This is a genomic window from Paenibacillus sp., assembly GCF_035645235.1.
Lineage (GTDB): Bacteria > Bacillota > Bacilli > Paenibacillales > YIM-B00363 > Paenibacillus_AE.
Genome location: NZ_DASQMZ010000140.1, coordinates 1 through 23,231, shown reverse-complemented (window position 1 = coordinate 23,231; position 23,231 = coordinate 1). Strand labels below are relative to the sequence as shown.

19 protein-coding genes are annotated in these 23,231 nt (G+C 63.1%); 15 read left to right on the top strand and 4 right to left on the bottom strand.

Annotated elements, in window-relative coordinates; translation table 11 throughout:
• Window positions 1-8 precede the first annotated feature (8 nt).
• The 11 genes from sdhB (at window position 9) to VEZ38_RS13680 (ending at window position 14,835) form a co-directional block, all read left to right on the top strand.
• Window positions 9-776 (top strand): succinate dehydrogenase iron-sulfur subunit, encoded by a 768-nt coding sequence (gene sdhB / locus VEZ38_RS13730; RefSeq protein ID WP_324894305.1) that lies wholly within the window; start codon window positions 9-11, stop codon window positions 774-776.
• Window positions 777-949: 173 nt separating this feature from the next.
• On the top strand, window positions 950-2,248 hold the full coding sequence (locus VEZ38_RS13725) for a DUF4038 domain-containing protein (RefSeq protein ID WP_324894303.1): 1,299 nt from the start codon (window positions 950-952) through the stop codon (window positions 2,246-2,248).
• Window positions 2,249-2,353: 105 nt separating this feature from the next.
• Window positions 2,354-4,063, top strand: coding sequence for a sensor histidine kinase (locus VEZ38_RS13720; protein WP_324894301.1), 1,710 nt, complete (start codon window positions 2,354-2,356; stop codon window positions 4,061-4,063).
• Entirely contained in the window at window positions 4,060-5,484 is a 1,425-nt protein-coding gene (locus tag VEZ38_RS13715) for a response regulator (protein ID WP_324894299.1), read from the top strand. Before VEZ38_RS13720 ends, VEZ38_RS13715 begins: the two co-directional genes overlap by 4 nt.
• 237 nt (window positions 5,485-5,721) lie before the next feature.
• On the top strand, window positions 5,722-7,416 hold the full coding sequence (locus VEZ38_RS13710; RefSeq protein WP_324894297.1) for a hypothetical protein: 1,695 nt from the start codon (window positions 5,722-5,724) through the stop codon (window positions 7,414-7,416).
• Between the two features lie 90 nt (window positions 7,417-7,506).
• Window positions 7,507-8,394 (top strand): ABC transporter permease, encoded by an 888-nt coding sequence (locus VEZ38_RS13705; protein WP_324894295.1) that lies wholly within the window; start codon window positions 7,507-7,509, stop codon window positions 8,392-8,394.
• A gap of 20 nt (window positions 8,395-8,414) precedes the next feature.
• Entirely contained in the window at window positions 8,415-9,320 is a 906-nt protein-coding gene (locus tag VEZ38_RS13700) for a carbohydrate ABC transporter permease (protein WP_324894293.1), read from the top strand.
• Between the two features lie 27 nt (window positions 9,321-9,347).
• The gene (locus VEZ38_RS13695; protein WP_324894291.1) at window positions 9,348-11,333 is read left to right on the top strand and encodes an alpha-galactosidase; all 1,986 of its coding nucleotides are present in this window, start codon (window positions 9,348-9,350) and stop codon (window positions 11,331-11,333) included.
• Between the two features lie 82 nt (window positions 11,334-11,415).
• A complete protein-coding gene (locus VEZ38_RS13690; RefSeq protein WP_324894289.1) occupies window positions 11,416-12,744 on the top strand; it encodes an MFS transporter in 1,329 nt (442 codons plus the stop codon).
• 144 nt (window positions 12,745-12,888) lie between these two features.
• Window positions 12,889-13,968, top strand: coding sequence for a Gfo/Idh/MocA family oxidoreductase (locus VEZ38_RS13685; RefSeq protein ID WP_324894287.1), 1,080 nt, complete (start codon window positions 12,889-12,891; stop codon window positions 13,966-13,968).
• 24 nt (window positions 13,969-13,992) lie between these two features.
• Complete coding sequence (locus VEZ38_RS13680) at window positions 13,993-14,835, top strand: sugar phosphate isomerase/epimerase family protein (RefSeq protein ID WP_324894285.1); 843 nt, start codon at window positions 13,993-13,995, stop codon at window positions 14,833-14,835.
• Between the two features lie 1,283 nt (window positions 14,836-16,118).
• Here VEZ38_RS13680 and VEZ38_RS13675 read toward each other — a convergent pair.
• Entirely contained in the window at window positions 16,119-16,925 is an 807-nt protein-coding gene (locus VEZ38_RS13675; RefSeq protein ID WP_324894283.1) for a histidinol-phosphatase, read from the bottom strand.
• Between the two features lie 16 nt (window positions 16,926-16,941).
• Window positions 16,942-17,844, bottom strand: coding sequence for a LysR family transcriptional regulator (locus VEZ38_RS13670; protein ID WP_324894281.1), 903 nt, complete (start codon window positions 17,842-17,844; stop codon window positions 16,942-16,944).
• 125 nt (window positions 17,845-17,969) lie between these two features.
• Here VEZ38_RS13670 and VEZ38_RS13665 point away from each other — a divergent pair, with 125 nt between their 5' ends.
• Window positions 17,970-19,259, top strand: coding sequence for an MFS transporter (locus VEZ38_RS13665; protein WP_324894279.1), 1,290 nt, complete (start codon window positions 17,970-17,972; stop codon window positions 19,257-19,259).
• On the opposite strand, the gene VEZ38_RS13660 is transcribed toward VEZ38_RS13665, so the two are convergent.
• Complete coding sequence (locus tag VEZ38_RS13660; RefSeq protein WP_324894277.1) at window positions 19,256-20,203, bottom strand: hypothetical protein; 948 nt, start codon at window positions 20,201-20,203, stop codon at window positions 19,256-19,258. The genes VEZ38_RS13665 and VEZ38_RS13660 overlap by 4 nt on opposite strands.
• An 88-nt stretch (window positions 20,204-20,291) precedes the next feature.
• Between VEZ38_RS13660 and VEZ38_RS13655 the strand changes: the two genes are divergently transcribed.
• Together VEZ38_RS13655 and VEZ38_RS13650 are read left to right on the top strand one after the other, a co-directional pair.
• Window positions 20,292-20,750 (top strand): chemotaxis protein CheX, encoded by a 459-nt coding sequence (locus VEZ38_RS13655; RefSeq protein WP_324894275.1) that lies wholly within the window; start codon window positions 20,292-20,294, stop codon window positions 20,748-20,750.
• A gap of 58 nt (window positions 20,751-20,808) precedes the next feature.
• Window positions 20,809-21,597 carry an SDR family oxidoreductase gene (locus VEZ38_RS13650; protein ID WP_324894273.1) on the top strand — a complete coding sequence of 263 codons (789 nt, stop codon included), beginning with the start codon at window positions 20,809-20,811 and terminating at the stop codon, window positions 21,595-21,597.
• On the opposite strand, the gene VEZ38_RS13645 is transcribed toward VEZ38_RS13650, so the two are convergent.
• Window positions 21,584-21,865, bottom strand: a complete 282-nt coding sequence (locus VEZ38_RS13645) for a YusU family protein (protein ID WP_324894271.1) — start codon at window positions 21,863-21,865, stop codon at window positions 21,584-21,586. The two genes, VEZ38_RS13650 and VEZ38_RS13645, sit on opposite strands and share 14 nt — an antisense overlap.
• Window positions 21,866-21,977: 112 nt before the next feature.
• Between VEZ38_RS13645 and VEZ38_RS13640 the strand changes: the two genes are divergently transcribed.
• Window positions 21,978-23,231, top strand: a 1,254-nt coding sequence (locus tag VEZ38_RS13640) for a DEAD/DEAH box helicase (protein ID WP_324894269.1), incomplete at its 3' end; no start/stop codon positions are given.

Below are 23,231 nucleotides of genomic sequence, written 5' to 3'. Positions count from 1 at the left end.
CAGAAGCGATGTCTACGACAGTGGCGAACGACAAGAAGACGGTCAAATTTATCGTAACGCGTCAGGATACGCCGGAAGCTCCTTCGTATACGGAAGAGTTCGAGATTCCTTACCGCCCGAACATGAACGTCATCAGCGCGCTCATGGAAGTGCAGCGCAATCCGGTGAACGCGAAGGGCGAGAAGACGGCTCCGGTTTGCTGGGAGTCGAACTGCCTCGAGGAAGTGTGCGGCGCCTGCTCGATGGTCATTAACGGCAAGCCGCGCCAAGCGTGCACGGCGCTCGTCGACAAGCTCGAGCAGCCGGTGCGCCTCGCGCCGATGAAGACGTTCCCGGTCATGCGGGACCTCGTCATCGATCGCGGCCGCATGTTCAACGCGCTCAAGCGCGTGAAGGCGTGGATTCCGATCGACGGCACGTACGATCTCGGCCCGGGTCCGCGCATGGCGGAGGCGAAGCGCCAGTGGGCGTACGAGCTGTCCAAGTGCATGACGTGCGGCGTCTGCCTCGAAGCGTGCCCGAACGTCAACGACCGGAACGACTTCATCGGACCGGCGCCGATCTCGCAGGTGCGGCTGTTTAACGCCCATCCGACGGGCGAGATGAACGCCGAGGAGCGTCTCGAGACGCTTATGACCGACGGCGGCATCGAAGGCTGCGGCAACTCGCAAAACTGCGTGCAGTCGTGCCCGAAAGGCATTCCGCTCACGACGTCGATCGCGGCGATCAACCGCGACACGACGAAGCTGTTGTTTAAGAAGTGGCTCGGACAATAATGCAACGTACCAAGCCGTTCCGGTTACCGGGACGGCTTGCTTTTGTTTTGGGGAATCAACCGTTTTCACACCGGAAGCAACCGATTTCGCCATCCGCCGGCGCCGCGAGGTGGTACAGTAAACAATAAAGCGAGTGAATGCGCTTCCGCCAGCCGGAGGAGCGCGAAGAGAGGATGATCGACATGACGGGACCGCTGACGATCAACGCAACGAAAGACGGCTTCGTACGGGATGGAGCGCCCTTTTTCTATTTTGCGGATACGGTGTGGAGCGTCTTTACGAATACGCCGCCTCACGAATGGGAGGAGTACTTGCGATACCGCGCGCAGCAGGGCTTCAACGTGCTGCAAATCAGCGTGCTGCCCCTCCTGCACGACACGAGCGACACGTTCACCGGGCTGCTTCCGTTCGCCGTCGACGAGAACGGGCGATGGGACTTCGACCGTATCGACGAAGCGTATTTCGACCGGGCGGAGGCGATGGTGCGGGCGGCGAAGGCGCACGGCTTTACGTGCGCGCTCGTGCTGCTGTGGTCCAACTTCGTGCCGGATACGACGTTTTCCAAGGGCAATCTGGAGCGGCTCCTGCCGTTCGAGGCGGTGGCGCCATATACCGAATACGTGGCTAAGCGGTTCGCCCCGTACGAGCCGATGTATTACGTCAGCGGCGACACCGACTTCGGGTCGGAGCGGACGATCGATTATTATATGACTTGCTTGCGGACGCTTAAGCGCGTCGCGCCGGAGGCGCTCGCCTCGATGCACCTGAACGGGGAGGAGACGCTCAGCCCGGAGCGGATCGCGAACGCGCCGGAGCTCGATTTTTACGCGTATCAGTCTTGCCACTTCGAGGAGCGGCAATATCAATGCTGGACGTTCGCCGAAGCGTTCCTGGCGAAGCCGATCAAGCGGCCGATCGTAAACAGCGAGCCGCTGTACGAGGGACACGGGCACGGGAATAAGTACGGGCGATTTCACGCCTTCGACGTTCGGAAAGCGTTCTGGTGGAGCGTCTTGTCCGGGGCGAAGGCGGGCTTCGCGTACGGCGCCCACGGCTTGTTTTCCTGGCATCGCAGCGGCGCCGCCTTTACGAGCGAATCGTGGTCGAAAATTCCGTTCGATTGGCGGACGGCGCTGCGCATGGACGGCGCCTGGGACGCCGGCTTTTGCAAGTGGCTCTTCGAGCGGTACGAACTCCATACGCTCGAACCGGCGCAGCGGCTGCAGGCGACGCCTTACGAGCAAATCCGGACGGCCGCGACGCCGTCGCTTGACAAGATCGTCGTGTATATTCCGTACAGCAACGACGTCACGTTGACGGCGGACCTTAGCGGATACCGGACGGAGATGATCGACCTCGCCGCGAAGCGCGCGGTTCGGCCGAGCCTTGCGGCGTCGCCGGATCGGCGCGCGACGACCGTGCGCATGTACGAAGGCAACGCGGACGTGGTATTCATCGCGACGCGGGCCTAGACGAATCGGAAGGGGCAAGCTTGTCGAAAGTTGTCGAAAATTTTCGGCGAAGGCGGCTCCCCTCTGGTATAATGACAGCATCGAAGTTCGGGACGAGGGGATGCCATGCGCACGCGAAAACTACGGAAAGCGTATTCGTTCAAGAGCCGAGTGACGGCAGCGTTCTTGGTCAGCTCGATTATCACCTTCCTGCTCGTCGGATCGGCCTCGTATTACACCATCTATACAATCGTCTACCGCCAGGTGGAAGAAGGCATCGACCTCGCGATGGAACAGCTCGTCAAAGATTTGAACATGTCGCTCGACAACATGACCCGCGTCTCGCACCAGCTAAGCTACGGCGGTTTGCTGGCGGGCGATTTGGACGGCTTCCTGACGAGCGACAGCTATGCGGCCAAGCGTCGGCATTACGACGCGATCAACGAGTATTTATTTCTGATCGACAATACGAATCCGAACGTAGGACTGCATTTCTACATGGACGCCGAGACGGGGGAGCGGCTGTTCGCCAATCAACGCGGCGCGATCGCTTCCGACCTCGAGGGGCTCCCCCCGCTCGCCACCCATGCCGTCTACGACTTCCACGGCCCGCATCCTTCGGCGGGGCCCGAGAGGGACGCTCTCGTCTTCTCGCTCGTCCGCCCCGTCGACTGGAACGGGGTGGGGAACCTATGGCTGTATCTCGAGACGCATGCGGAGACGCTGCGCAATATTTTGGAGCCGAACCGGCTCGGGATGAAGGCCGAATACATGCTCGTCGGATCGGACGGCGTCGTCGCGTACAGCGAAATTCCGGGCGTACCGGCGGGGAGCCGATACGATTCGTCCGACGCGGAGCGGCTGTACGCGAAGACGGGGGCGTACGGCTGGACGCTGCTGGCGTCCGTGGACGGAAGCGCGTTCACCCGGGAAATTAACGCCTGGATGAGCCGCATGGCGGCGGTCGGCGTCGGGGTCATGCTGGCCAGCTTGGCCGCCGGCGCGCTCGTCTGGAGAGCGGTGTACGGCCCGATCCGCGTATTTCGCAGCGAAATCGGCATGCTGGCGGGCAGCAATTTTCAATCGCCGGGACAGCCGACGGGCGTCGTCGAGTTCGACAAGACGATGCATCAATTCACGCGGATGAAAGAGCACATTCGTTTCCTCCTCGAGGAAGTGCGGCAGAAGGAGCGGGACAAGCGGCATCTGGAGGTCGACAAGCTGCTGGCGCAAATCAATCCTCACTTCTTGTATAACACGTTAAACACGGTGCAATGGATCGCCCGTTCGGAGGGCCAGCATACGATCGTTAAGCTGATCGCCAACTTGACGCAGCTGCTCCGGTACAATCTCGGCAAAGAAGGCTCCGTCGTCCGCATCGAGCGGGAGGTCGAAGCGCTGCGGAATTATGTGTCCCTGCAGCTCATCCGCAACGATTATCAGTTCCATGTCGACTTTCGAGTCGACGACCGCGCGCTCGACGTCTTCATTCCCCGGTTCTTATTGCAGCCCTTGGTGGAAAATTCGATCTACCACGGCCTCCGGGACGGCAAGGGCACGATTCTCGTCGCGATCGAGTGCGGACCGGACGATACGGTTCGCGTCGAGATTCGGGACGACGGGGAAGGGATGGACGCGGACCGAGCGCTCCGCGGGGGCGGAGCCGACGGGGCCGGCGAGGAGCGAAAATACGGACTCGGCATCGGTATTCATTACGTCGACAAGATGCTGGAAGTGCATTACGGAGAGGCGACGAGGCTCGCGATCGAAAGCCGGCCGGGCGAAGGCACGGCATATCGGTTCGCCCTTCCGGCGAGAAGGAGGGATTCGGCATGAAGCTGAAGCAGGTGTTCGTCGTGGACGACGAAAAGCTCGTGCGGCAAGGCATTATTACGACGTTCCCGTGGAGCAAATATGGCTTCCAAGTGGTCGGCGAAGCGTCTTCCGGCGAGCAGGCGCTCGAGCGCATGGAGGACGCGGAGGTCGATTTGCTCGTCACCGACGTCACGATGCCGGGCATGTCCGGCCTCGAATTGATCCGACGCGCGCGGGAAGCGCGTCCGCATTTGCCGGCCGTCGTCTTGACGTGCCACGATAGCTTCGACTATATCCAAACGTCGATGCGGCTCGGCGTCGTCGATTATATCGTGAAGACCGAAATCGTGGACGAGCTGATCGACGCGACGCTGCTGCGCATCGCGGAGAAGCTCGGCACGGACGCCGGCGCCGCCGCGAGGCGGCCGGACGGCGATCGGGGCGCAGGGGTCGGGGAAGCGCATGCGGAGGAGGGGCTTCTGCTCTGCCGCCGCACCGAACGACGCGATCCGGCCTCCGGCGCCGGGCGGCTGCCGCACGCGCTCGCCGGCGCCGACGGGGCGCTCGAAATCGACCGGCGTACGTGGCTTTTGGCGTACCCGAGCGCGGCCGAAGGGGAGCGCGGGCACGAGGAAGCGTCGAGGGTGCTGAGCCCCCGGGAATGGGTCGTCGTTCGCGTCCGGGGCATTCCGGGCGCGATCGACGAGGAGCTGGCGGGGAAGCTGCGGCGTTACCGCTGGAGGTATTTGTTTTATGCGTATCGGGAAGACGCGCCCGTCGCGCCGGTAGATGCGGACCGGCTTCCGGCGCTTGCGCCGGAGGAGCCTTGCCCGGCGCCGGAGGCGTGGGAGGACCCGACATGGGTGAACGACGACGCGGCGTTCGAGCGGCTGCTTCGCGCGACCGGAGGCGGCGCGGTCGATCCGACGGGGCTGAAAAATTTGTTTTACCACATCGCGCTCGAGTGGGATCGGCTGCTTGCGCTGGCGGAGCTGCCGAAGCTGATGGACGCGTCCGAGGAGTTTTTGTTTTGGGTCGACTGGGAGCGCTGGCTCCGGGGCTTCCGGGAAGCGCTGCGAGGCAAGCTCAGCCGCAACGCGACGGGCGGCATCCACGACGCGATCATGCGAGCGGTGGCCTTCGTTCGCCAAGCGGAGGACCTCGATTTGAACGAAGCGGAGGTCGCGAGGCAGGTCAGCATGAGTCGAGGCTACTTCAGTACGTGCTTTAAGAAGGTGACCGGACAATCGTTCGGGGACTACCTGAAACAGGTCAAGCTGGAGAAGGCGCGCCTGCTCATTCTCCGCACGGACGATTCGATCACGTTGACGGCCGAGAAATGCGGTTTCCGAGACTACCGTTATTTCAGCCGCGTCTTTCGCGAATATACGGGCATGCTGCCGAACGAATACCGCAAGAGCGGCGGCGCGGGAAAGCGGTAGCGCTTCGCGCCGCCGCAGGCAAGCGCCGCGAATGCGGCGGCGCCGGGACGTGCGTAAAACGTCCGGTTCGTGCGAAAAACGTCCGGTTCGTGCGAAAACTGTCACGAGACGGTCGAACGGTTTTCTACCGAAGTGAAGCAAGGAGGCATATCGGCGGGCGCGGTCGGCGCGGTATGATTCCCCTGTAAGCGCTTAATATTAAGATTCGAGAGGATGGGTCTCATGAAGGGGAGATCGATGAACAGATGGGTCGCCGCGTTGTCCGTCGGCGCGTTGTTGACTGCAACCGCTTGCAGCGGCGGCGGCAGCCCTGCGGCAACCGACGGCGGCGGAACCGCCGAAGCCGGAGCCGCGCCCGCCGATAACGCCGCCGCGACGCCGGCCGTCGCTAAAGATCCGTTCGGGCCGCTGCCGGAAAAAACCAAAATGACGATCTTCCGCGAGCTGACCGACGAGCTGCTGCTTCCGGAAGGGGAGACGGCGACGGAGAACCGATACATCCAGGTGTTCGAAGAGAAGCTGAACATCGATTACGAATTCCCCATCACGATCAAGGCGGGACCCGCCGCGGTCGACAAGATGAAGATGCTGATCGCAAGCAACGACATTCCCGACGGGATGTCGGTCGGATACAACATGTTCCTCCAGATGGTAAAGTCCGACATGCTGCAGGATTTGACGCAAGCGTTCGAAGATTACGCCAGCCCCGCGCTGAAAGAAGTGCTCCAGACGGACGGAGGCAAGGCGCTCGGACTCGTGACGGTCGACGGCAAGCTGTACGGCATTCCGTCCATGGGCACGCTGCACGACCAGGACCCGCTCCTGTGGGTGCGCAAAGATTGGCTCGACAAGCTCGGCCTGCCGGAGCCCGAGACGCTCGCGGACATGGTCGACATCGCCCGCGCCTTCAAGGAGCGCGATCCGGACGGCGACGGCCAGGCCGATACGATCGGGCTGCCGGGGGTCGAGGGCTTCGTGAACGAAAGCTCGTCCCCGTTCGCCTTCGACGGCATCTTCGACGCCCACAAAGCGTACATGAAGCTTTGGCTGAAGCAAGAAGACGGCTCGTACACGTACGGCTCCATCACGCCGGAGGCGAAGAACGCGCTGTCGCTGCTGCGTCAGATGTACGCCGACGGGCTCATTCCGAAGGACTTCGCGATTTTAACGGCGGATAAGGCCGTAGAGCAGATCGTCTCCGGCCAAGCGGGCCTCTTCTTCGGCCCGTGGTGGTCCGGCTGGTGGCCGCTCTCCGACGCCGTGAAGAACGACCCGTCCGGCGATTGGCAGGCGTACGCGATCCAGAACGTCGACGGAGAATACCGGGCGAAGCAGATGACGCCGATCGGCTCGATCGCCGTGCTGAAGAAGGGCTTCAAATACCCGGAGGCGCTCGTAAAGACGATGAACGCGTATTACGCGATGCAGCTGGACGATCCGACGCCGCTCGGGGGCGACCCGTACGCGGGCTTGCAGCTGCCGAGCTGGCAATCCGTGCCGATTCCGATTCCGCTGTGGCGCGCCGACTCGGTCGTGCTCGACCACATCGGCATCAAGGCGGTGCTCGAAGGGACGGAGCCGCCGAAGGTGGGCAAGGCGACCCTCGATAACTATAAAGTCGTCGCGGACAACTGGAAGAAGGGCGTCGAGGCGCTCAAACAAACGCCGGACTTGTACGGCGAGCCGGTGTCCCGGATGCTCGGCGCGGGCGAAATCGTCGAGAAAGACATCCAGCCGGTGTACGGGGATTTCTTCGGCACGACGAGCGCGATGGAGAAGAAGAAAACGAACCTCGACAAGCTGGAAACCGACGCGTTCCTGAAAATCATTACCGGCGAGCAGCCGCTCGATTATTTCGAGACGTTCGCCGAGGAATGGAAACGCATGGGCGGCGAGGACATCTTGAACGAAATCGCCGAGACGATGAAGTAAGTTTGCCCGTTACGGGAACGTACGGAAAGCGCCGCCCGCCCAGCGCGGCGCTTTCCCCGTTCTCGCGGAGAAGAGGGGGCGGGATCCGGCATGAAACGCAAAGCTTCGTTCCATTATCATCTGATGCTGTTTCCTACGATGGCGCTGCTCGCCGTGTTCAGCATCTATCCGATGTTCGGCGTGTTGATCGCGTTCCAAGACTTCAACCCCGGGAAGGGCATCTGGGGCTCCGAATACGTCGGGTGGGAAAATTTCGAATACATGTTTCAAATTCCGGAAGTGAAACGCATCTTCGCGAATACGCTGTCGATCGCCGTCATGAAGATCGCGCTCACCCAATTGTTCGCGCTCGGCTTCGCGCTCCTCCTGAACGAGTGGACCGGCCGATTTTTCAAACGGTCCGTGCAAACGATCGTTTATTTGCCCCACTTCATCTCTTGGGTGCTGCTCGCCGGCATCTTCAAAAACATTTTCGCGCTCGACGGGGCGCTGAACCATCTTCTCGCCTCCATGGGCGTCGACCCGGTGTTTTTCCTCGGCAGCAACGCCTGGTTCCCCGGCATCCTCGTCGGCACGCACGTCTGGCAGGAATTCGGCTTCTCGGCCATCATCTATCTGGCCGCGTTGACGGCGATCGACCCGACGTTGTACGAAGCGGCCGATATGGACGGCGCGACGCGATGGAGAAAGCTGCTGCATATTACGCTGCCGTCGCTCGCCGCCACGATCGTGCTGCTCCTGACGCTCGACCTTCAGAACGTGCTGAACGCGGGCTTCGAGCAGATTTTAAACATGTACAATCCGCTGGTATACGACTCGAGCGATATTATCGATACCTATGTTTACCGGGCAGGTTTTAAGGATTTTCAATACGAACTTGCGACCGCGGTCGGTCTGCTGAAGTCCGTCGTCGGCTTTATCCTGATCTCGATCTCGTACGTCTTAGCTTCCAAATTCGCCAATTACCGCATCTTTTAATTCGGAGGGAGAGAGCCGTCATGATGCGTTTGCAAACCGCCGGCGTCCGGCGCTCCCGCCCGGACGTCGCCCAGGCCGCGATTTTCGTCGTCCTGCTCGCTTTAACGTTCTGTACGCTGCTGCCGCTCGTCCACATCGTCGCCATTTCGTTCAGCGACAAGACGGCCGTCGCGGCGGGCAAGGTGTTTTTGTGGCCGGTGCAGTTTTCCGGGGCGGCCTACGACGCTGTGACCGGGGATAAAGATTTCTACGCCGCGTTCCTCGTGTCGGTGAAGCGGGTCGCGCTCGGCGTGGCGATCAGCCTGACGCTGACCGTCTTAGCCGCCTTCGCGTTGTCGCGAAGGCCCGAGCATTTTCGCGCTCGCGCCGTATACGTCTGGATTTTGGTGTTTTCGATGATGTTCAGCGGAGGGATGATTCCCTGGTATCTCACCATCCGGGATCTGCATCTGATCAATACGATCTGGGCGCTGGTGCTTCCGTCCGCAGTCCAAATTTTCAACATTATCATCCTGATGAACTTTCTTCGCAACCTGCCGAGAGAACTGGACGAAGCGGCCGAGGTCGACGGCGCGGGGCCGTGGCAGACGCTGGCGCTCGTCAGCCTGCCGATGTCGCTGCCCTCGCTCGCCACGGTGACGCTGTTCGGCGTCGTCTTTCATTGGAACTCGTTTTTCGACGGGCTCATCCTCATGAACAGCCAAGAAAATTACCCGTTGCAAACGTATCTGAACCAAATCGTCGTCCAGATGGGCATGATGGACCCGAACATGACGAAGGAGGATATCGAGCAGCTGGCGAAGCTGTCGGACAAGACGGTCAGCTCGGCGAAAATTCTCGTCAGCATGGTGCCGATCCTTCTCGTCTATCCGCTTCTTCAAAAATATTTCATTACGGGGCTCACGCTCGGTTCGGTCAAAGAATAACGGGTACGTGCAGAGGAGAGATCCGCGATGTGGCAAGGGTTTACGGTGGAGCTCGACGGCCGGCTGCGGTCCGATCTCGACGGCTTTCGTTTGCGGGAAACCGAGGAAGCGTTAGGGGCGGACGGGGGAATCGAGGAAATTCGGCGGTACGTCGACGAAGAAGGGCGCGTCGACGTCCGGCTCGTCCGCGTGCGGTATCCGGGGATGAACGTCGTTCGGCAATACGCGATTTTGGAAAACGGCTCCGACGCCCCGATTACGTTGTCCCGGTTCGACTCCATCCGCGGCGTGCTGCTCCCGGGCGCGTACGAGCTTTCGTACTTCCTGTCTACCGGCGGGAACGAATTCACCCCGGCGCGCGGCCGGCTGGCGGGCACGAAAATTTTGGAGTCGACGTCGGGGCGTTCGGCGCGCGGCATGTCGCCTTGGTTCGGTCTGACCGGCGAGGGCGGCATGGCGGCGATCGCGGCGTTCGCCTGGTCGGGCAATTGGATCGCCCGGTTCGAGCCGGCCGTCGGCGGGGCGTATCGCGTCAGCGGCGGCCTCAGCGATTGGGCGTTCCATAAGACGCTTGAACCCGGGCAATCGATGGAGAGCGCGCCGGCGATTTATTCCGTATGGGAGCAGGGGACTTTGGAGGACGTGCGGGCCGAGCTCGGGGCTTGGGGGAAGCGGTATTGGTATCCGTCCGGCGAGACGGCGCGAAGCTTGCCCGTCGCCTGGAACCACTGGTGGCCGTACGAGGACACCGCGATTACCGAGGACGTGTTCAAAGCCAACGTCGACGAAGCCGCCGCGCTCGGGATCGAGGTGTGCACGTTGGACGCCGGGTGGTTCGGGGAGCCCGACGAGTCGTGCAACGCGCATGTCGGCTGGAGCGATACGCAGCCCGTGGATTGGTACCTCAAGCGCGGGGACTGGCACAAAATCAACACGAAGCGTTTCCCGTCCGGCATCGCGGCGCTATCCGATTACGTACATGCCAAGGGCCTCAAATTCGGCATCTGGTGCGAAATCGAAGCGCTCGGCGCGAAGTCCGATTTGGCGGCGCAGCGGCCCGAGCTGGCGGCCATGCGCGACGGCGAGCCGGCGGGGTACGTGTGCATGGGGTGTCCGGCGTCGACGGAGTGGGCGTTCGGCGTGCTGGAGACGCTCATCCGCGACTATCGGGCCGATTGGATCAAGCTCGACTTCAATCTCGACCCCGGCGCGGGCTGCGACCGGACGGACCACGGGCACGGCGAAGGGGACGGCCTGTACGAGCACGTCCGCGGGTATTACCGGCTGCTGGAGCGCGTGCGCGAGAAATACCCGCGCGTCATCCTCGAGAACTGTTCTTCCGGCGGCCTGCGGATCGACCTCGGGCTCGCCAAGCATACGCACCTGGCGTTTTTGAGCGACCCGGACTATACGCAGCATCACCTTCAGCTGTTTTGGGGAGCCGCGTCCTTGCTGCATCCTTCCGCGATCTTTCACTTCACTTGGTCGCAAAATTTGGTGTTTTACGACAATTTCGTCGACAAGGATCCGATCAAGCCGGAGATGCCGCTGCACAAGTTCGACTACCTCATTCGCGCGAACATGTTGAACGCGTTCGGCGTGTCGTACCGGCTGCCGGAGCTGGAGCCCTGGGCGCGCGAGCGGCTCGGGCATCACATCGAACGGTACAAGTCGGCGGTACGCCCGTTCGTCGCGAACGCCGAGATGCGCCGCTTGACCGGCCAGACGCTCCGCACGGGGCAGGGCGATCGCTGGAACGCGTTCCAATATACGGAGCGGTCCCGAGGCCGCGCGCTCGCGTTCGTCTTCCGGCTGAACGGCGGAGAGCCGACGCGGACGATCCGGTTCGCGGGGCTGCGGACCGACGCGACGTACGCCGTGCGCAGCGAGGACCGCGGGGCGATCGGCGAACGGACGGGAGCCGAGCTGATGGACGAAGGGCTTTCGTTCGAGGGGCTCCCGGAAGAAGCTTGCGATTTGTTTTGGTTCGAGAGAATCGACGTCGGAGCGTAAGACGGGGCGCCGCAAGGCGCCTCTTTCTGTTATAATGGGAGTCGTTTCCCGACCCCGTTAGAAACCGAGGTGTTCGCCTGCAATGGGTTACCTGAATGGATGGACTCGGCTTCGCGCGATGCGGCTCGCCGTGCCGCCGGAGAAGCGATTGTCGAGGGAAGCCGCGACGACGATCGCCTTGCATAGCTTTTTCCAACTGGGCGCCTCGATGTCGGGCGTCTTCTTAACGCTGTATTTGTGGCGGCTGACGGAGAGCCTCGCCGTCAACGCGCTGTACTCGCTCCTCTCGTTCGCCGTCGGCCCGCTCGCGTTCGCTGTCGCGGGCAAATTCGCGAAGACGCGCGACCGGTTGTTTACCTATCGCCTTGGCATCGGGCTGACGGCGTTATTTTACTTGCTCGTCATCGTCGCAGGCGCCCGCGTCGCCGACTATTATTACGCGTTCGCGCTGCTCGGCGGCACCGCGGGCGCTTTATATTGGCTCGGATACTTGACGCTGATGAACGACGTCTCGACCGATGCGAACCGCATCCGGTACTTGGGGTTCAATTCGATCATGTTTAACTTGGCCGGTCTCGCCGGCCCTGCGGCGGCCGGCTTCTTGATCGGGCTGGCGGACGGACTGCAGGGCTACATGCTCGTCTTTACGACCGCGTTCGTCATGTTCGTCGCGGCGGCGATCGGCAGCTTCCGATTGAAGGAGGCCGCCAGCCATCATCGTGCGTATTACCTTCGCATGCTGCCGCTGCTTTTCCGCAAGGATCGGCCGTTCCGGCATAGCTTGTACGGTTGGTTTTTTATGGGGACCTATCAAGGGTTGCTGTTGTTTTTGCCGAATTTGCTGCTGTTCTCCGTGCTGGGGCGCGAGGATTGGGTCGGCTACGCAGGCGTAGGGCTGCTCGGGCTGACGATCGGCACGAGCTACGCGCTGACCCGGCGCGGCGTGCCGGAGCTTGCCCGGCGGTATGCGGTGTTCGGCGCGGCGGCTTTCGTCGCCGGCGCGGGCACGATGCTGCTCTTCGGCATCCGCCTGTGGACCGTCGGCGTTTTCGCGATATCGTACTACGCGTTCATCCCGCTGCTCGTCAATTCGTTCTCCGCGTACAGCTACCGCTTAGTCGGCAGGCTTCCGCTTCGGGGGCATCTGCGCGTCGAATCGATCGTCGCCCGCGAGACGTTCCTCAACGCCGGGCGCGTCGCCGCGCTCGGCATGATCCTCGCGTTCGCATCGGATTTGCGGAGCCCGTGGATCGCGGTCGTCCTGCTTGGCGCGGCGCTGCTGCAGTTCAACTTCGCCTGGATCATTAAGCGGGACCCGGGGGGCGAGCCGACCGGGCGGGCGGCCGCCGCCGTTCCCCCCGACGCTTCGCCTGCCGGTACGCCGAAGGGGAGACGCCCTTCGTCACTTTGAACGTACGGACGAACGTCTTGTAAGAGATAGGCGGGCGGCGGTTTTCTCCGAAAAAATGAGACGTTTCGCGAAACGAACGGTAGCGATTTCGCGAAGGCTCGGTTACCATGATGATAGCGACAAATTCACCCAGGGGGAATACGAATGAGCAGCGGCTCGAACAAAATCAGGCTCGGCATCATCGGCGCGGGCAATATCGGCAACGTACATATGCAGGAATTTTCGAAGCTCGGCGACTTGTGCGAAATTACGGCGGTGACCGACGCGTACCTCCCGCTCGCGGAGGCGCGGGCGAAGGAGCACGGCATCGCGGCGGTTGCCGCGTCGCCGGAGGAGCTGATCGCGCGAACCGACGTGGACGCGGTCGTCGTCTGCGTGCCGAATCAGTTCCACGCGCCCATCGCGGTTCAGGCGCTCGAGGCCGGCAAGCACGTGCTGCTCGAGAAGCCGATGGCGATCAACGCCGAAGCGGCGAGACAAATTATGCGGGCGGCCCGCGATTCGGACAAGACGCTGATGATGTCGCACCAGATGCGTTGGGAGTCCGTTCCGATGCAAATTAAAGCGCAGGCGGACCGCGGCGAGCTCGGGCGCATCTATACGGCGAAGACCGGATGGTACCGACGCAAGGGCATTCCGGGCTGGGGTACGTGGTTTACGCGCATGGACCAATCCGGCGGCGGCCCGCTCATCGATATCGGCGTCCATATGCTGGACCTGGCGTTGTACCTGATGGGCAACCCGAAGCCGGTGTCCGTCTACGGCGCGACGTACGCGGAGTTCGGCCCGAAGAAGAAAGGCATCGGCACGTGGGGCAAGCCGGACTGGAACGGCGTCTACGACGTCGAGGACCTCGCCACGGCGATGATCAAGATGGAGGACGGCTCGTCGCTCACGCTCGAAGTGAGCTGGGCGGTCCATATGGACACCGACAGCACGCCGTTCCTTCATCTCATGGGCAGCGAGGGCGGGGCGTCTTACCGCGGCTCGCGCGGCAAGCTGCTGACGGAGAAATTCGATCGTCCGCTCGAGACGGAGCTGTCGGTGCCGGAGAACGACGAAGGCGCGCGGCAGCGGCTCAGCCGCCACTTCCTCGAGTGCGTGCGCGAAGGCAAGGAGCCGATTACGTCGGCGCTGAGCGGCTTTACGAACAGCCTGATCCTCGAGGCGATCTACGAGTCGTCCCGCACGGGCAACGAAGTGAAGCTGGACTGGAACTATTAAGACAACCGACAGGAGCTGGACACAATGATCAAAATGGGCCTCACCCGCGCCGGCCTCGGCAACGTCGGGGACGATCAAGCGTTCCTCGCGCTCGCGGCGAAATACGGCTTCGAGACGGTAGATCTGCTGGAACCGTACCAATTCGCGTCGGCGTACGGCCTCGACGGCGCGCGCGCGCTGCTGGAGAAGCATGGCCTCGCCCTATCCTCGTTCGGTTTGCCGGTCGAATGGCGGACGACGGACGAGGCGTTCCGCGCCGGCCTCGCGAAGCTGCGCGAGCAAGCGGAAGCGGCGTCGCTGCTCGGCTGCACGGCTTGCTGCACGTACATTTTGCCGTCGACGGACCTGCCGTCCGCCCGCTTCATGGCGCTGGCCGTCAGCCGGCTGCGGCTGTGCGCGCAAATATTGGGCGCGTACGGCATTCGGCTCGGCCTCGAGTACGTCGGGCCGCATCACCTCCGAACGCGTTGGGCGAATCCGTTTATCTGGACGCAGCAGGAGACGCTCGAGCTGATCGACGCGTTGCAGCTGCCGAACGTCGGTCTGCTGCTAGACTCGTACCATTGGTACACGACGGAGCTGTCCGTCCAAGACATCGCTTCGTTGCAGGCGCACCAGATCGTGCATGTGCACTTGAACGACGCGCGCTCCTCGCCGGCGGAAGCGCTCGATAACGACCGCGCGCTGCCCGGCGAGGGCGTCATCGACTTGCCCGGCTTCCTCCGCGCGCTCGCCGCGACCGGTTATGCCGGCGCGGTGACGCAGGAGGTGCTGACGCAGTCTCCGCCGACCGATCCGGTCGAGTCGATCCTCGAGCGATCGAAGGCCGGCTTCGAGCGCGCCTTCGCCGCGGCGGGGCTGCGGTAACGTAGGCGCCTACAACCGGTAATTGTCCCGGCGGGGGCTTGGATTTTGACATTTGTCATCAAAGCGTAACATTGCCGTTACGGGGCTCTAATATAGAGGCTGTATTATAAATGGCAAGACCCCCTTTTTGAAATATATTTTTTGGACCTGACGCTTCGGCGGCCAGGTCCCCTTTTTTTTATCCGGACGTATTCGCCGTCGTGCGGCGGGCCGATCCCGATGTCCCATCGACTCTAAGCCGAACTGTCCGGCTTTACGGTGGTTGGGCGCGGGGCAACGGCCGGCGGCCGCCGGTGCTGCGAAGAGGGAACGCTGTACCCGGAAAGAAGGAAGCGAGTACCGCAAAAGAGGGAAGGGTGTTCCCAGTTTGGGCGGGGGGCGGTTCTACGGCGGATCTAGCGGACAGCGGACAAGTGTGGGCGGGTTGCGGTAGTAGTGCGCGGCGTTGCCAGTGGCGCTCCGGCCAGCATCGCTGCAAAGTGGGAACAGTGTACCCGGAAAGAGGGAAGCGAGTACCGCAAAAGAGGGAAGGGTGTTCCCAGTTTGGGCGGAGGGCGGTTCTACGGCGGATCTAGCGGACAGCGGACAAGTGCGGGCAGGTGGTGGTTGGCAGGGTACGGGGCAGTTGACGTTCGGTAGGCACGTGCGGCTTTGCGGCGTTAGTTCGGGTCGGTCGGGCGCGGGGGGGACGGTCACCGGTGCTGCGAGGAGGGAACGCTGTACCCGGAAAGAGGGAAGCGAGTACCGCGAAAGAGGGAAGGGTGTTCCCAGTTTGCGCGAAAGGCGGATCTGCGGCGGGTCTGGCGGACAGCGGACAAGTGCGGGCGGGTTGCGGTAGTAGTGCGCAGCGTTGCCAATGGCGCTCCGGCCAGCATCGCTGCAAAGTGAGAACGGTGTACCCGGAAAGAGGGAAGCGAGTACCGCAAAAGAGGGAAGGGTGTTACCAGTTTGTGCGAAAGGCGGACCTGCGGCGGGTCTTGCGAATAGCGAACAAGCGCGGGACAGGGAGCGGTTGGCTATTGGTAGCGCGGGACAGGCGCGGGGCAGCAGGCGGAGAGGGCAGCGGTAAGGCGTGGCTAGGCGGTTGACAGGCGGGGGCGGAACTGCGGGTGGTTTGGCGGAGGGCGGATCTGCGGCGGGTTCGGCGGGCAGCGGTAAAGCGCGGCTGGGCGCGAGGCGGGTATTAGGTGCGCAAGCGCGCGAGGCGGGCGGGGGCGGATGAGCGCAAACGAAAAGGCCCCCGCGGAGGCAAGTGCGCTCCTGCGGGGGCTGCGAGGCGATGGCTATAGGTCCACGAGGACGCGCTCGCGGCGGCGGAAGCAGCACCATTGGCGGAAGCCGATGTCCTTCAGCTTCGCACGCACCTGCTCCCAGTCGTCGGCGACCCGCTCCGGGACGTGGGCGTCGGAGCCGAACGTCGGCATGACGCCGAAAAACTTCGCGCGCTCGAGCATGTCGTCGGCCGGATACCAGCCGCCGACGTCCTTCGTCTTGCCGGACGTGTTGATTTCGATGGCGATGTCGTATTCGCCGATCAGCTTCAGCGTCGCGTCCACCATTTCCGTCTTGATGTCCGAAAACGCCGGATAATACCCCTTCATCGCGTCGATGTGGCCGAGGATGTCGAACATGCCGCTTTTCGCCGACCAGCCGATGAGCTCGTAGTACCGCTCCTTCGTCTTCTGCTTTTGCGCCGCGGTCAGCTTCTTCCACCGGTTCCGGTTGAAGATCGATACGCCTTCGACCTGATGCACGGACCCGATAATATAATCGAACGGGTACTTCTCGTATACGCGTCTATATGCCTCTGCATGCTCCGGGAAAAAGTCGGATTCGACGCCGAGCAGCACCTCGATGCGCCCCGCGTACTTCTCCTTCAGCCGCAGCACCTCGGCGACGTAGTTCGGAAACTCGCTCGCCGCCATCGCGATGCCCGGGTTCGGGTGGTCGTGCTTCTCCCCGAAGTACGGCGAATGGTCCGAGATGCCGATGGCGGAGAGGCCCTTCTCGAGCGCGGCCTCGATATAGTTTTCGATCGTCCCGGCCGCGTGGCCGCAACGCTCGTGATGGGTATGCAAGTCGAACATCATGCCGCAAAAATCCTCCTTATTCGGAACCGACGAACTGCGTCTCCGGCATTCCCTTCAAATCGCTGAGAAATTGCTTCATCGCGGAGTTCAAATACCGGCCCGTCTTCGTAATGACGCCGACGGGGTGGGAAATTTCCAGCTCGTTCACCTGGATCATCTTCAGCGTGCCGAGGCGCAGCTCGGTGGCGATCGCCATTTTCGAAATGACAGCCGCTCCCATGTTCAACTCGACCATCCGCTTGATTTCCTCGCCGCTCGACAGCTCCATCACGATCTTCGGCACGATGCCGTGCTTCTCGAACACGCCGTCGAGGAAGCGCCGGCCGACGGTGTCGGGCGAAAGCATGATGAACGGGACGTCGGCGAGCGCCGACATCGGCAGATGCTTATGCTTCGCGAACTGATGCTCCGGCGAGACGACGAGCTCGAACGTGTCGTAGTACAGCGTCGACGTGACGAGGCTAGGAGTCTTCTCGACGAGGTAGGCGATGCCGATGTCGACGGCGCCGTTTTCGACGCTGGTCATGATTTGGAGCGACGGCATCGTATGGATGGACGTCTGGATGAGCGGGTATTGATTTTTAAAATAGGACAGCACGCGAGGCAAGATTTGCATGGCGATCGACGTCGTCGTGCCGAGGCGGATATGCCCCTGCGGGGTCGCGTTAATATCGCTCAGCTTCATCTTCAGCTCGTCGACGATGGCGAGAATTTTCTCCGCTTGCTCGAGGAAGAGCACGCCCGCGTCGGTCAGCGTCACCGGCTGATTCCGGTCGACGAGCACGGCGCCGAATTCGTCCTCGAGGCTCTTGATCTGGGCGGAGACGGCCGGCTGGGTCAGATTGAGCACCTCGCCGGCTTTCCGGAAGCTCATCGTCTTGGATATCGTAATCAGCGTTTCCAATTGGTTTAAATTCATGCGGAACGCCCCCTCTCGGCCAATCACAATTATATTACAAAAGATTAATAAAGAAAAAGATGGTCCGGTCCGCGCGGGGCATTGTACAATGTAAGCATTATCAAATCGGTCGGCGGAGGGTACCCATGGCACAGACGCAAGAGCAGGACGCGGGACGGAAAAAGACGATACGGGCTTGGGTGATGTACGATTGGGCGAATTCGGCGTTCTCGACGACGATGGTCGCGGCGGTGCTGCCGATTTTCTTCATGAGCGTGCCTGGCAAATTCGTCGGAGACGACGCGGCTTCGTATTGGGGGTACACGCAATCGGCGGCGATGCTGCTGCTCGTGCTGCTATCCCCGATTCTTGGGGCGATCGCGGACGTCTCCGGTTCGAAAAAGAGGCTGCTCGGCGCATTCCTCGCGCTCGGCGTCGCGGCGACCGCCTTGTACGCGCTCGTCGGGGAAGGCCAGCTTTGGTTCGCCATGGCGCTCACGCTGCTCGGCGTGCTCGGCCACAGCGGCTCGCTAAATTTCTATGATGCGCTGCTGCCGGGCATTACGAAGGCGGAGGAGCGGGACCGCGTTTCGGCGCAAGGCTATGCGTACGGCTATCTCGGCGGGGGCATTTTGCTCGCGGTCAATCTGATGATGATCCAACAGCCGGAATGGTTCGGCATCACGGAGCTGACCGGCATTCGGCTCTCGTTCCTGTCGGTGGCCGTCTGGTGGGCGCTGTTCTCGATCCCGCTGTTCCGCCGCGTGCCGGAGCGGCGCCCGGCGCAGGCGGTCGCGGCCGGCGAAGCGGTGAAGCGCGCGTTCGTCCGCCTCGGCGGGACGCTGCGCAACCTGCGTAAGTATCCGGAGCTCCTCAAATATTTGATCGCGTATTGGTTTTTCAGCGACGGCATCGGCACGATCATCCGCATGGCGACCGTATACGGGGAGACGATCGGCATCGGCACGGCGCACCTGATCGGGGCGCTGCTCATTACGCAGTTCGTCGGCTTCCCCTGCGCGATTCTGTTCGGCCGGCTCGCCGGGCGGTTCGGCGCGAAGTCGTCTTTATACGCGACGCTGCTCGTTTATGTCGTAATTACGATTCTAGGCTACTTCATGACGTCGGCGCTTCATTTCTACTTGCTTGCGGTCATGGTCGGCCTCGTCCAGGGCGGCAGCCAAGCGCTCGCGCGGTCGATTTACATGCGGCTCATCCCGGTCGGACGGGAGGCGGAATACTTCGGCTTCATGAGCGTCTGGAGCAAATTCGCCGGCGTCGTCGGCCCGGCCGTGTTCGGCTACGTGAACATGATCGGCAACAGCCGGCTCGGCATTCTCGCGTTGATCTTCTTCTTCGTCGCGGGCATCGTCATGCTGCGGATCACGAATTTGGAAAAGGGCGAACGCGAAGCGGCGTCGGTCGCGGGCGCTTAGCGCTCCGCGGCGAGCCCCGTCTCGTAGGAGAGGTCGCCGAGCGCGTCCGCGAACGCGCGCCAAGCGGCGGCTTCGCGCGCGGACGCGTCGCCGGCGGCCGAACGCGCGGCGCGGCTCGCGTCGAGCCACGCGACGGCGGCGCCGATCGTGCGCTCGCCGTCGTCCAGCGCGAGCTCCCAGACGTCCCAGAACGAGGCTTGGGACGTCTTAGATTTGTCAGCGGGCGGGCACCATGTCGCGCGCCGCTCGTTCATCGGGTCGGCGTGCTCGTCGCGCCGGCCCGGCACGAACGGCTCGATCGCTCCCGCGAGCAGCTTCCGCTTCACGCCCGTCGGGTCGTGGAAGAGCGAGAATGCCGCCAGCATGTCGGCGTAGCTTTGCTGCCACAGGCCGCGCAGGAGCGGCGTGTCCTCCTCGGGATAGGCGGCGCGGATGGCGTCCTCGACGAGCGACGCGACCGCGGCGGGCAGCCGGCGTCCGGCGTCGAGCGTCGGCCGCACCGGCGCGCGGCGCGTGTCGATGCCGCGCAGCCGCTCGCACAGATGCGTGTCGATCGCGGTCTCCAGCCGCTGGTGGTCGTATTTGCGCGAACCTTGCCGCGCGAACACGTACGGATGCGCGACGCGGTCGAGCGTATGGTGCGCGAGCCAGCCGAGCGCGTATACCGCGCTCGGGTCGTCCGGCGCCGCGCCTTCGCACGCGCGGAACATCGCGAGCAGGAACGCGCCGCAGCGGCTTCGGTGCAGCAGGCCGCCGAGCCGGTCGGAGGCGGCGCGGGCAGCCTTCGTCCACGGGTAGAAGCGATGGTAAAACAGCGGGTCCGGCCCTTGGCAGCCGAAGCGGAACAGGGGGCCGGCGAGGGGGTCCTTTTCGATCCGGTCCCGAATCCCCAGCCGCTCCAGCACGAGCTCGCCGTAGATCGAATGCGTCCACACGTTAGGCATCTCGAATCTCCTCCTATACTTGTCGGAAAATGTCGGTTATAATAGAACGAAATCACCTGGATTTGGAATCGCATGGAGGTCGCAACGCATGAACCACGAATACGTCCACCCTTTCCTGGAATCTGCGCGCATCGTCATCGAGCAAGTGGCCGGCGTCAAGCCGTCCGCGGGCGAGTTCGGCATTAAGGAAATCACGAAGCAAGACGAATATTTGTGGATCCATATCGGACTTACCGGGCAGATGACGGGCGACATCATCTACGGACTGCACGAGACGGTGGCGCTGAAGATGGTATCCGCGATGATGGGCGGCTACGTTCTCGAGGAGCTCGGCGAGATGGGGCACAGCGCGATCTCCGAACTGTCCAACATGATCAGCGGCAACGCCAGCACGATGCTGTACAATAAAGGCGTTCGCGTGGACATCACGCCGCCGAAAATTTTCAGCTCGACGGACGGCGCCGCGATCGAAGCGACGAAGGTGCTTTCGATCCCGCTTACGATGGAGGGCATCGGCGAACTTGACATTCAGCTGTTAATCGCGTAATCATTCAAAGCGAGGGCTCCTCGCTTTTTTTGTTTTTATCGGGAGGTATATCTTTCCAATGACGATACGAACCTATGAAGGAAAGACGGCGGTCGTGACCGGCGCGTCGGGCGGCATCGGCGCGGAAATCGCCAAGCGGCTGCACGCGGCCGGCGCGGACGTCGTGCTGGCCGCGCGCTCCGTCGACAAGCTGGAGACGCTGGCGGCGTCGATCGGGCCGCGCGCGCACGCGATGGCGCTGGACGTCGGCGACGAGGCGGACGTCCGGCGCTTCTTCGCGGAGGCGCGGGCGCGCTTCGGCGACGTCGACGTGCTCGTCAACAACGCGGGCTTCGGCTTGTTCGAGCGCGTCGTCGACGCAACGCCGGAGGCGTTCGCCTCGATGATGAACGTCAATTATTTCGGCGTCGTGCGCTGCACGAAGGCGGTGCTGCCGCGCATGCTCGAGCGCCGGGCCGGGAGCGTCGTCAACGTCGCGTCGATCGCCGGCAAAATGGGCACCGCGAAGTCGGCCGGCTATTCCGCGACGAAGCATGCGGTGCTCGGCTTTACGAATTCGCTGCGCCAAGAAATTCACGGCAGCGGGGTACATATCATGGCGGTCAACCCGGGGCCGGTGAGCACCGGCTTCTTCGACATCGCGGACCCGAGCGGCGGCTACGTGAACGGCGTGCGCTGGATGATGGTGACGCCGGAGCGCGTGGCGCAGGAGACGTTGCGCGGCCTGGCGCGCCGCAAGGCCGAGGTGAACGTGCCGAGCTGGCTCGGCGTCGCCGCCGGCGCGTCGCAGGCGCTGCCGATCGGGCTCGTGAATGCGTTCGCGGCGCGTTTTCTTAATTTGAAGTAGTCGGATCGTTCGGCTGGCGCTCGCGTCTCAGGCGGTTACGTTCCTTGATGTCCTCGAACAGCTCGCGGACGGCCGCCTTCGCCTCCGGGTGATTGGCGTTCCAGTGATTCGCCAGCGCGGGCATCGTCTTATGGATGTGGTTATACAGCGCCCACAGCTTCACCTGCTCGACCGTCTCCGGCGATGTGTCGCCAACGAGCAGCTCCGAGTAGGTTTCTAGTAACGCTTCGAACGATTGCCGCAGCGCGGGGTCGTCGAGCAGCTTCATGAACGGTTCATTCCTTTCGCTTGTGCGTTCGGATTCGGACTTGCAACCAGTCTATCGCACCGCGGCGAAAGGTGTCAAAGTCGACGATTTCTTAGAACTTGGGGGTATTTTCATGCACGATTTGGAAAACGACACCGCGCCCGCGACCTTCGCCGCGCTCGGATTGAAGGGACCTTGGCCGGAGAAGCTGGCCGCGCGGGGCATTTCGACGCCGGCGCCGATTCAGGCGGTCGGCGTGCCGGCGCTGCTCGGCGGCGGCGACGCGGTCATCCGCTCGCGCACGGGCACGGGCAAGACGCTGGCCTTCCTGCTGCCGGCGCTCGAGCGCATCGATCCGGCGGTCGATAAGCTGCAGGCGCTGATCGTGACGCCGACGGCGGAGCTCGCGATGCAAATTTTCGGCGAGGCGCAGGGGCTGATGGAAGGCACGAAGCTGCGCGCGGCGGCCCTCATCGGGGGCGCTTCGCTGCAGCGGCAGCTGGACAAGCTGAAGACGCATCCGCAGCTCGTCGTCGGCACGCCGGGCCGGCTGCTCGAGGTGCTGTCGATCAAGAAGCTGAAGGTCGCGGACGTCCGTTATGTCGTCGTCGACGAGGCGGACCAGACGTTCGCGGTCGGCGCGGGCGGCGAGGCGGAGCGCATTCTGGCGGCGCTGCCGGCGGCGAAGCAGACGGTGTTCTGCTCGGCGACGATGCCGGAGGCGGCCGCGGCGGTCGTCGCGAAGTGGACGAAGAACGCGGTGTGGATCGAGGCGGAATCGGCGGACGAAGAGGAAAGCCGCTTGCCGAAGACGGTGAGCCATTCGTACGTCGTCGCCGACGAGCGCGACCGGATCGATACGGTGCGGCGTCTGCTTCGGACGCTGCAGCCGCGGGCCGCGATGCTGTTCGTCAACCAGACGGAGGACATCGCCGAGGTGGAAGCGAAGCTGCGCCATCACGGCCTTGAGGTCGAGGCGATTTACGGCGATCAGCCGAAGCTCGAGCGGACGGCCGTCATGCGGCGGTTCCGCAGCGGCAAGCTGAAGCTGCTGCTCGCGACCGACGTCGCGGCGCGCGGGCTGGACGCGGCGGACGTGACGCACGTCATCCACGTCGATCCGCCGCTCGATGCCGAGCGGTATTTGCACCGCGCCGGCCGTACGGGCCGCATGGGCCGTCCCGGCGAGTCGGTGCTCGTGTTGTCGCCGAAGCAAACGTTCATCGCGGCGAAGTTCGCCGAGCAGCTCGGCGTCGAAATCGCCGAGAAGCGGCTGCGCGCCGGCGAGCTGCGCGAGCGCCGTCCGGCGCAGGCGCCGGTGGCGCGCGTCGCGTCGGCGAAGCCGCGCAGCGCAGGCGCAGGCGCGGGAGCGCCGCGTGGCGCGGGC

Coding starts and splice junctions, on each gene's coding strand:
- sdhB (WP_324894305.1), top strand. CDS start 9: ATGTCTACGACAGTGGCGAACGACAAGAAGACGGTCAAATTTATCGTA.
- VEZ38_RS13725 (WP_324894303.1), top strand. CDS start 950: ATGATCGACATGACGGGACCGCTGACGATCAACGCAACGAAAGACGGC.
- VEZ38_RS13720 (WP_324894301.1), top strand. CDS start 2,354: ATGCGCACGCGAAAACTACGGAAAGCGTATTCGTTCAAGAGCCGAGTG.
- VEZ38_RS13715 (WP_324894299.1), top strand. CDS start 4,060: ATGAAGCTGAAGCAGGTGTTCGTCGTGGACGACGAAAAGCTCGTGCGG.
- VEZ38_RS13710 (WP_324894297.1), top strand. CDS start 5,722: ATGAACAGATGGGTCGCCGCGTTGTCCGTCGGCGCGTTGTTGACTGCA.
- VEZ38_RS13705 (WP_324894295.1), top strand. CDS start 7,507: ATGAAACGCAAAGCTTCGTTCCATTATCATCTGATGCTGTTTCCTACG.
- VEZ38_RS13700 (WP_324894293.1), top strand. CDS start 8,415: ATGATGCGTTTGCAAACCGCCGGCGTCCGGCGCTCCCGCCCGGACGTC.
- VEZ38_RS13695 (WP_324894291.1), top strand. CDS start 9,348: ATGTGGCAAGGGTTTACGGTGGAGCTCGACGGCCGGCTGCGGTCCGAT.
- VEZ38_RS13690 (WP_324894289.1), top strand. CDS start 11,416: ATGGGTTACCTGAATGGATGGACTCGGCTTCGCGCGATGCGGCTCGCC.
- VEZ38_RS13685 (WP_324894287.1), top strand. CDS start 12,889: ATGAGCAGCGGCTCGAACAAAATCAGGCTCGGCATCATCGGCGCGGGC.
- VEZ38_RS13680 (WP_324894285.1), top strand. CDS start 13,993: ATGATCAAAATGGGCCTCACCCGCGCCGGCCTCGGCAACGTCGGGGAC.
- VEZ38_RS13675 (WP_324894283.1), bottom strand. CDS start 16,925: ATGATGTTCGACTTGCATACCCATCACGAGCGTTGCGGCCACGCGGCC.
- VEZ38_RS13670 (WP_324894281.1), bottom strand. CDS start 17,844: ATGAATTTAAACCAATTGGAAACGCTGATTACGATATCCAAGACGATG.
- VEZ38_RS13665 (WP_324894279.1), top strand. CDS start 17,970: ATGGCACAGACGCAAGAGCAGGACGCGGGACGGAAAAAGACGATACGG.
- VEZ38_RS13660 (WP_324894277.1), bottom strand. CDS start 20,203: ATGCCTAACGTGTGGACGCATTCGATCTACGGCGAGCTCGTGCTGGAG.
- VEZ38_RS13655 (WP_324894275.1), top strand. CDS start 20,292: ATGAACCACGAATACGTCCACCCTTTCCTGGAATCTGCGCGCATCGTC.
- VEZ38_RS13650 (WP_324894273.1), top strand. CDS start 20,809: ATGACGATACGAACCTATGAAGGAAAGACGGCGGTCGTGACCGGCGCG.
- VEZ38_RS13645 (WP_324894271.1), bottom strand. CDS start 21,865: ATGAAGCTGCTCGACGACCCCGCGCTGCGGCAATCGTTCGAAGCGTTA.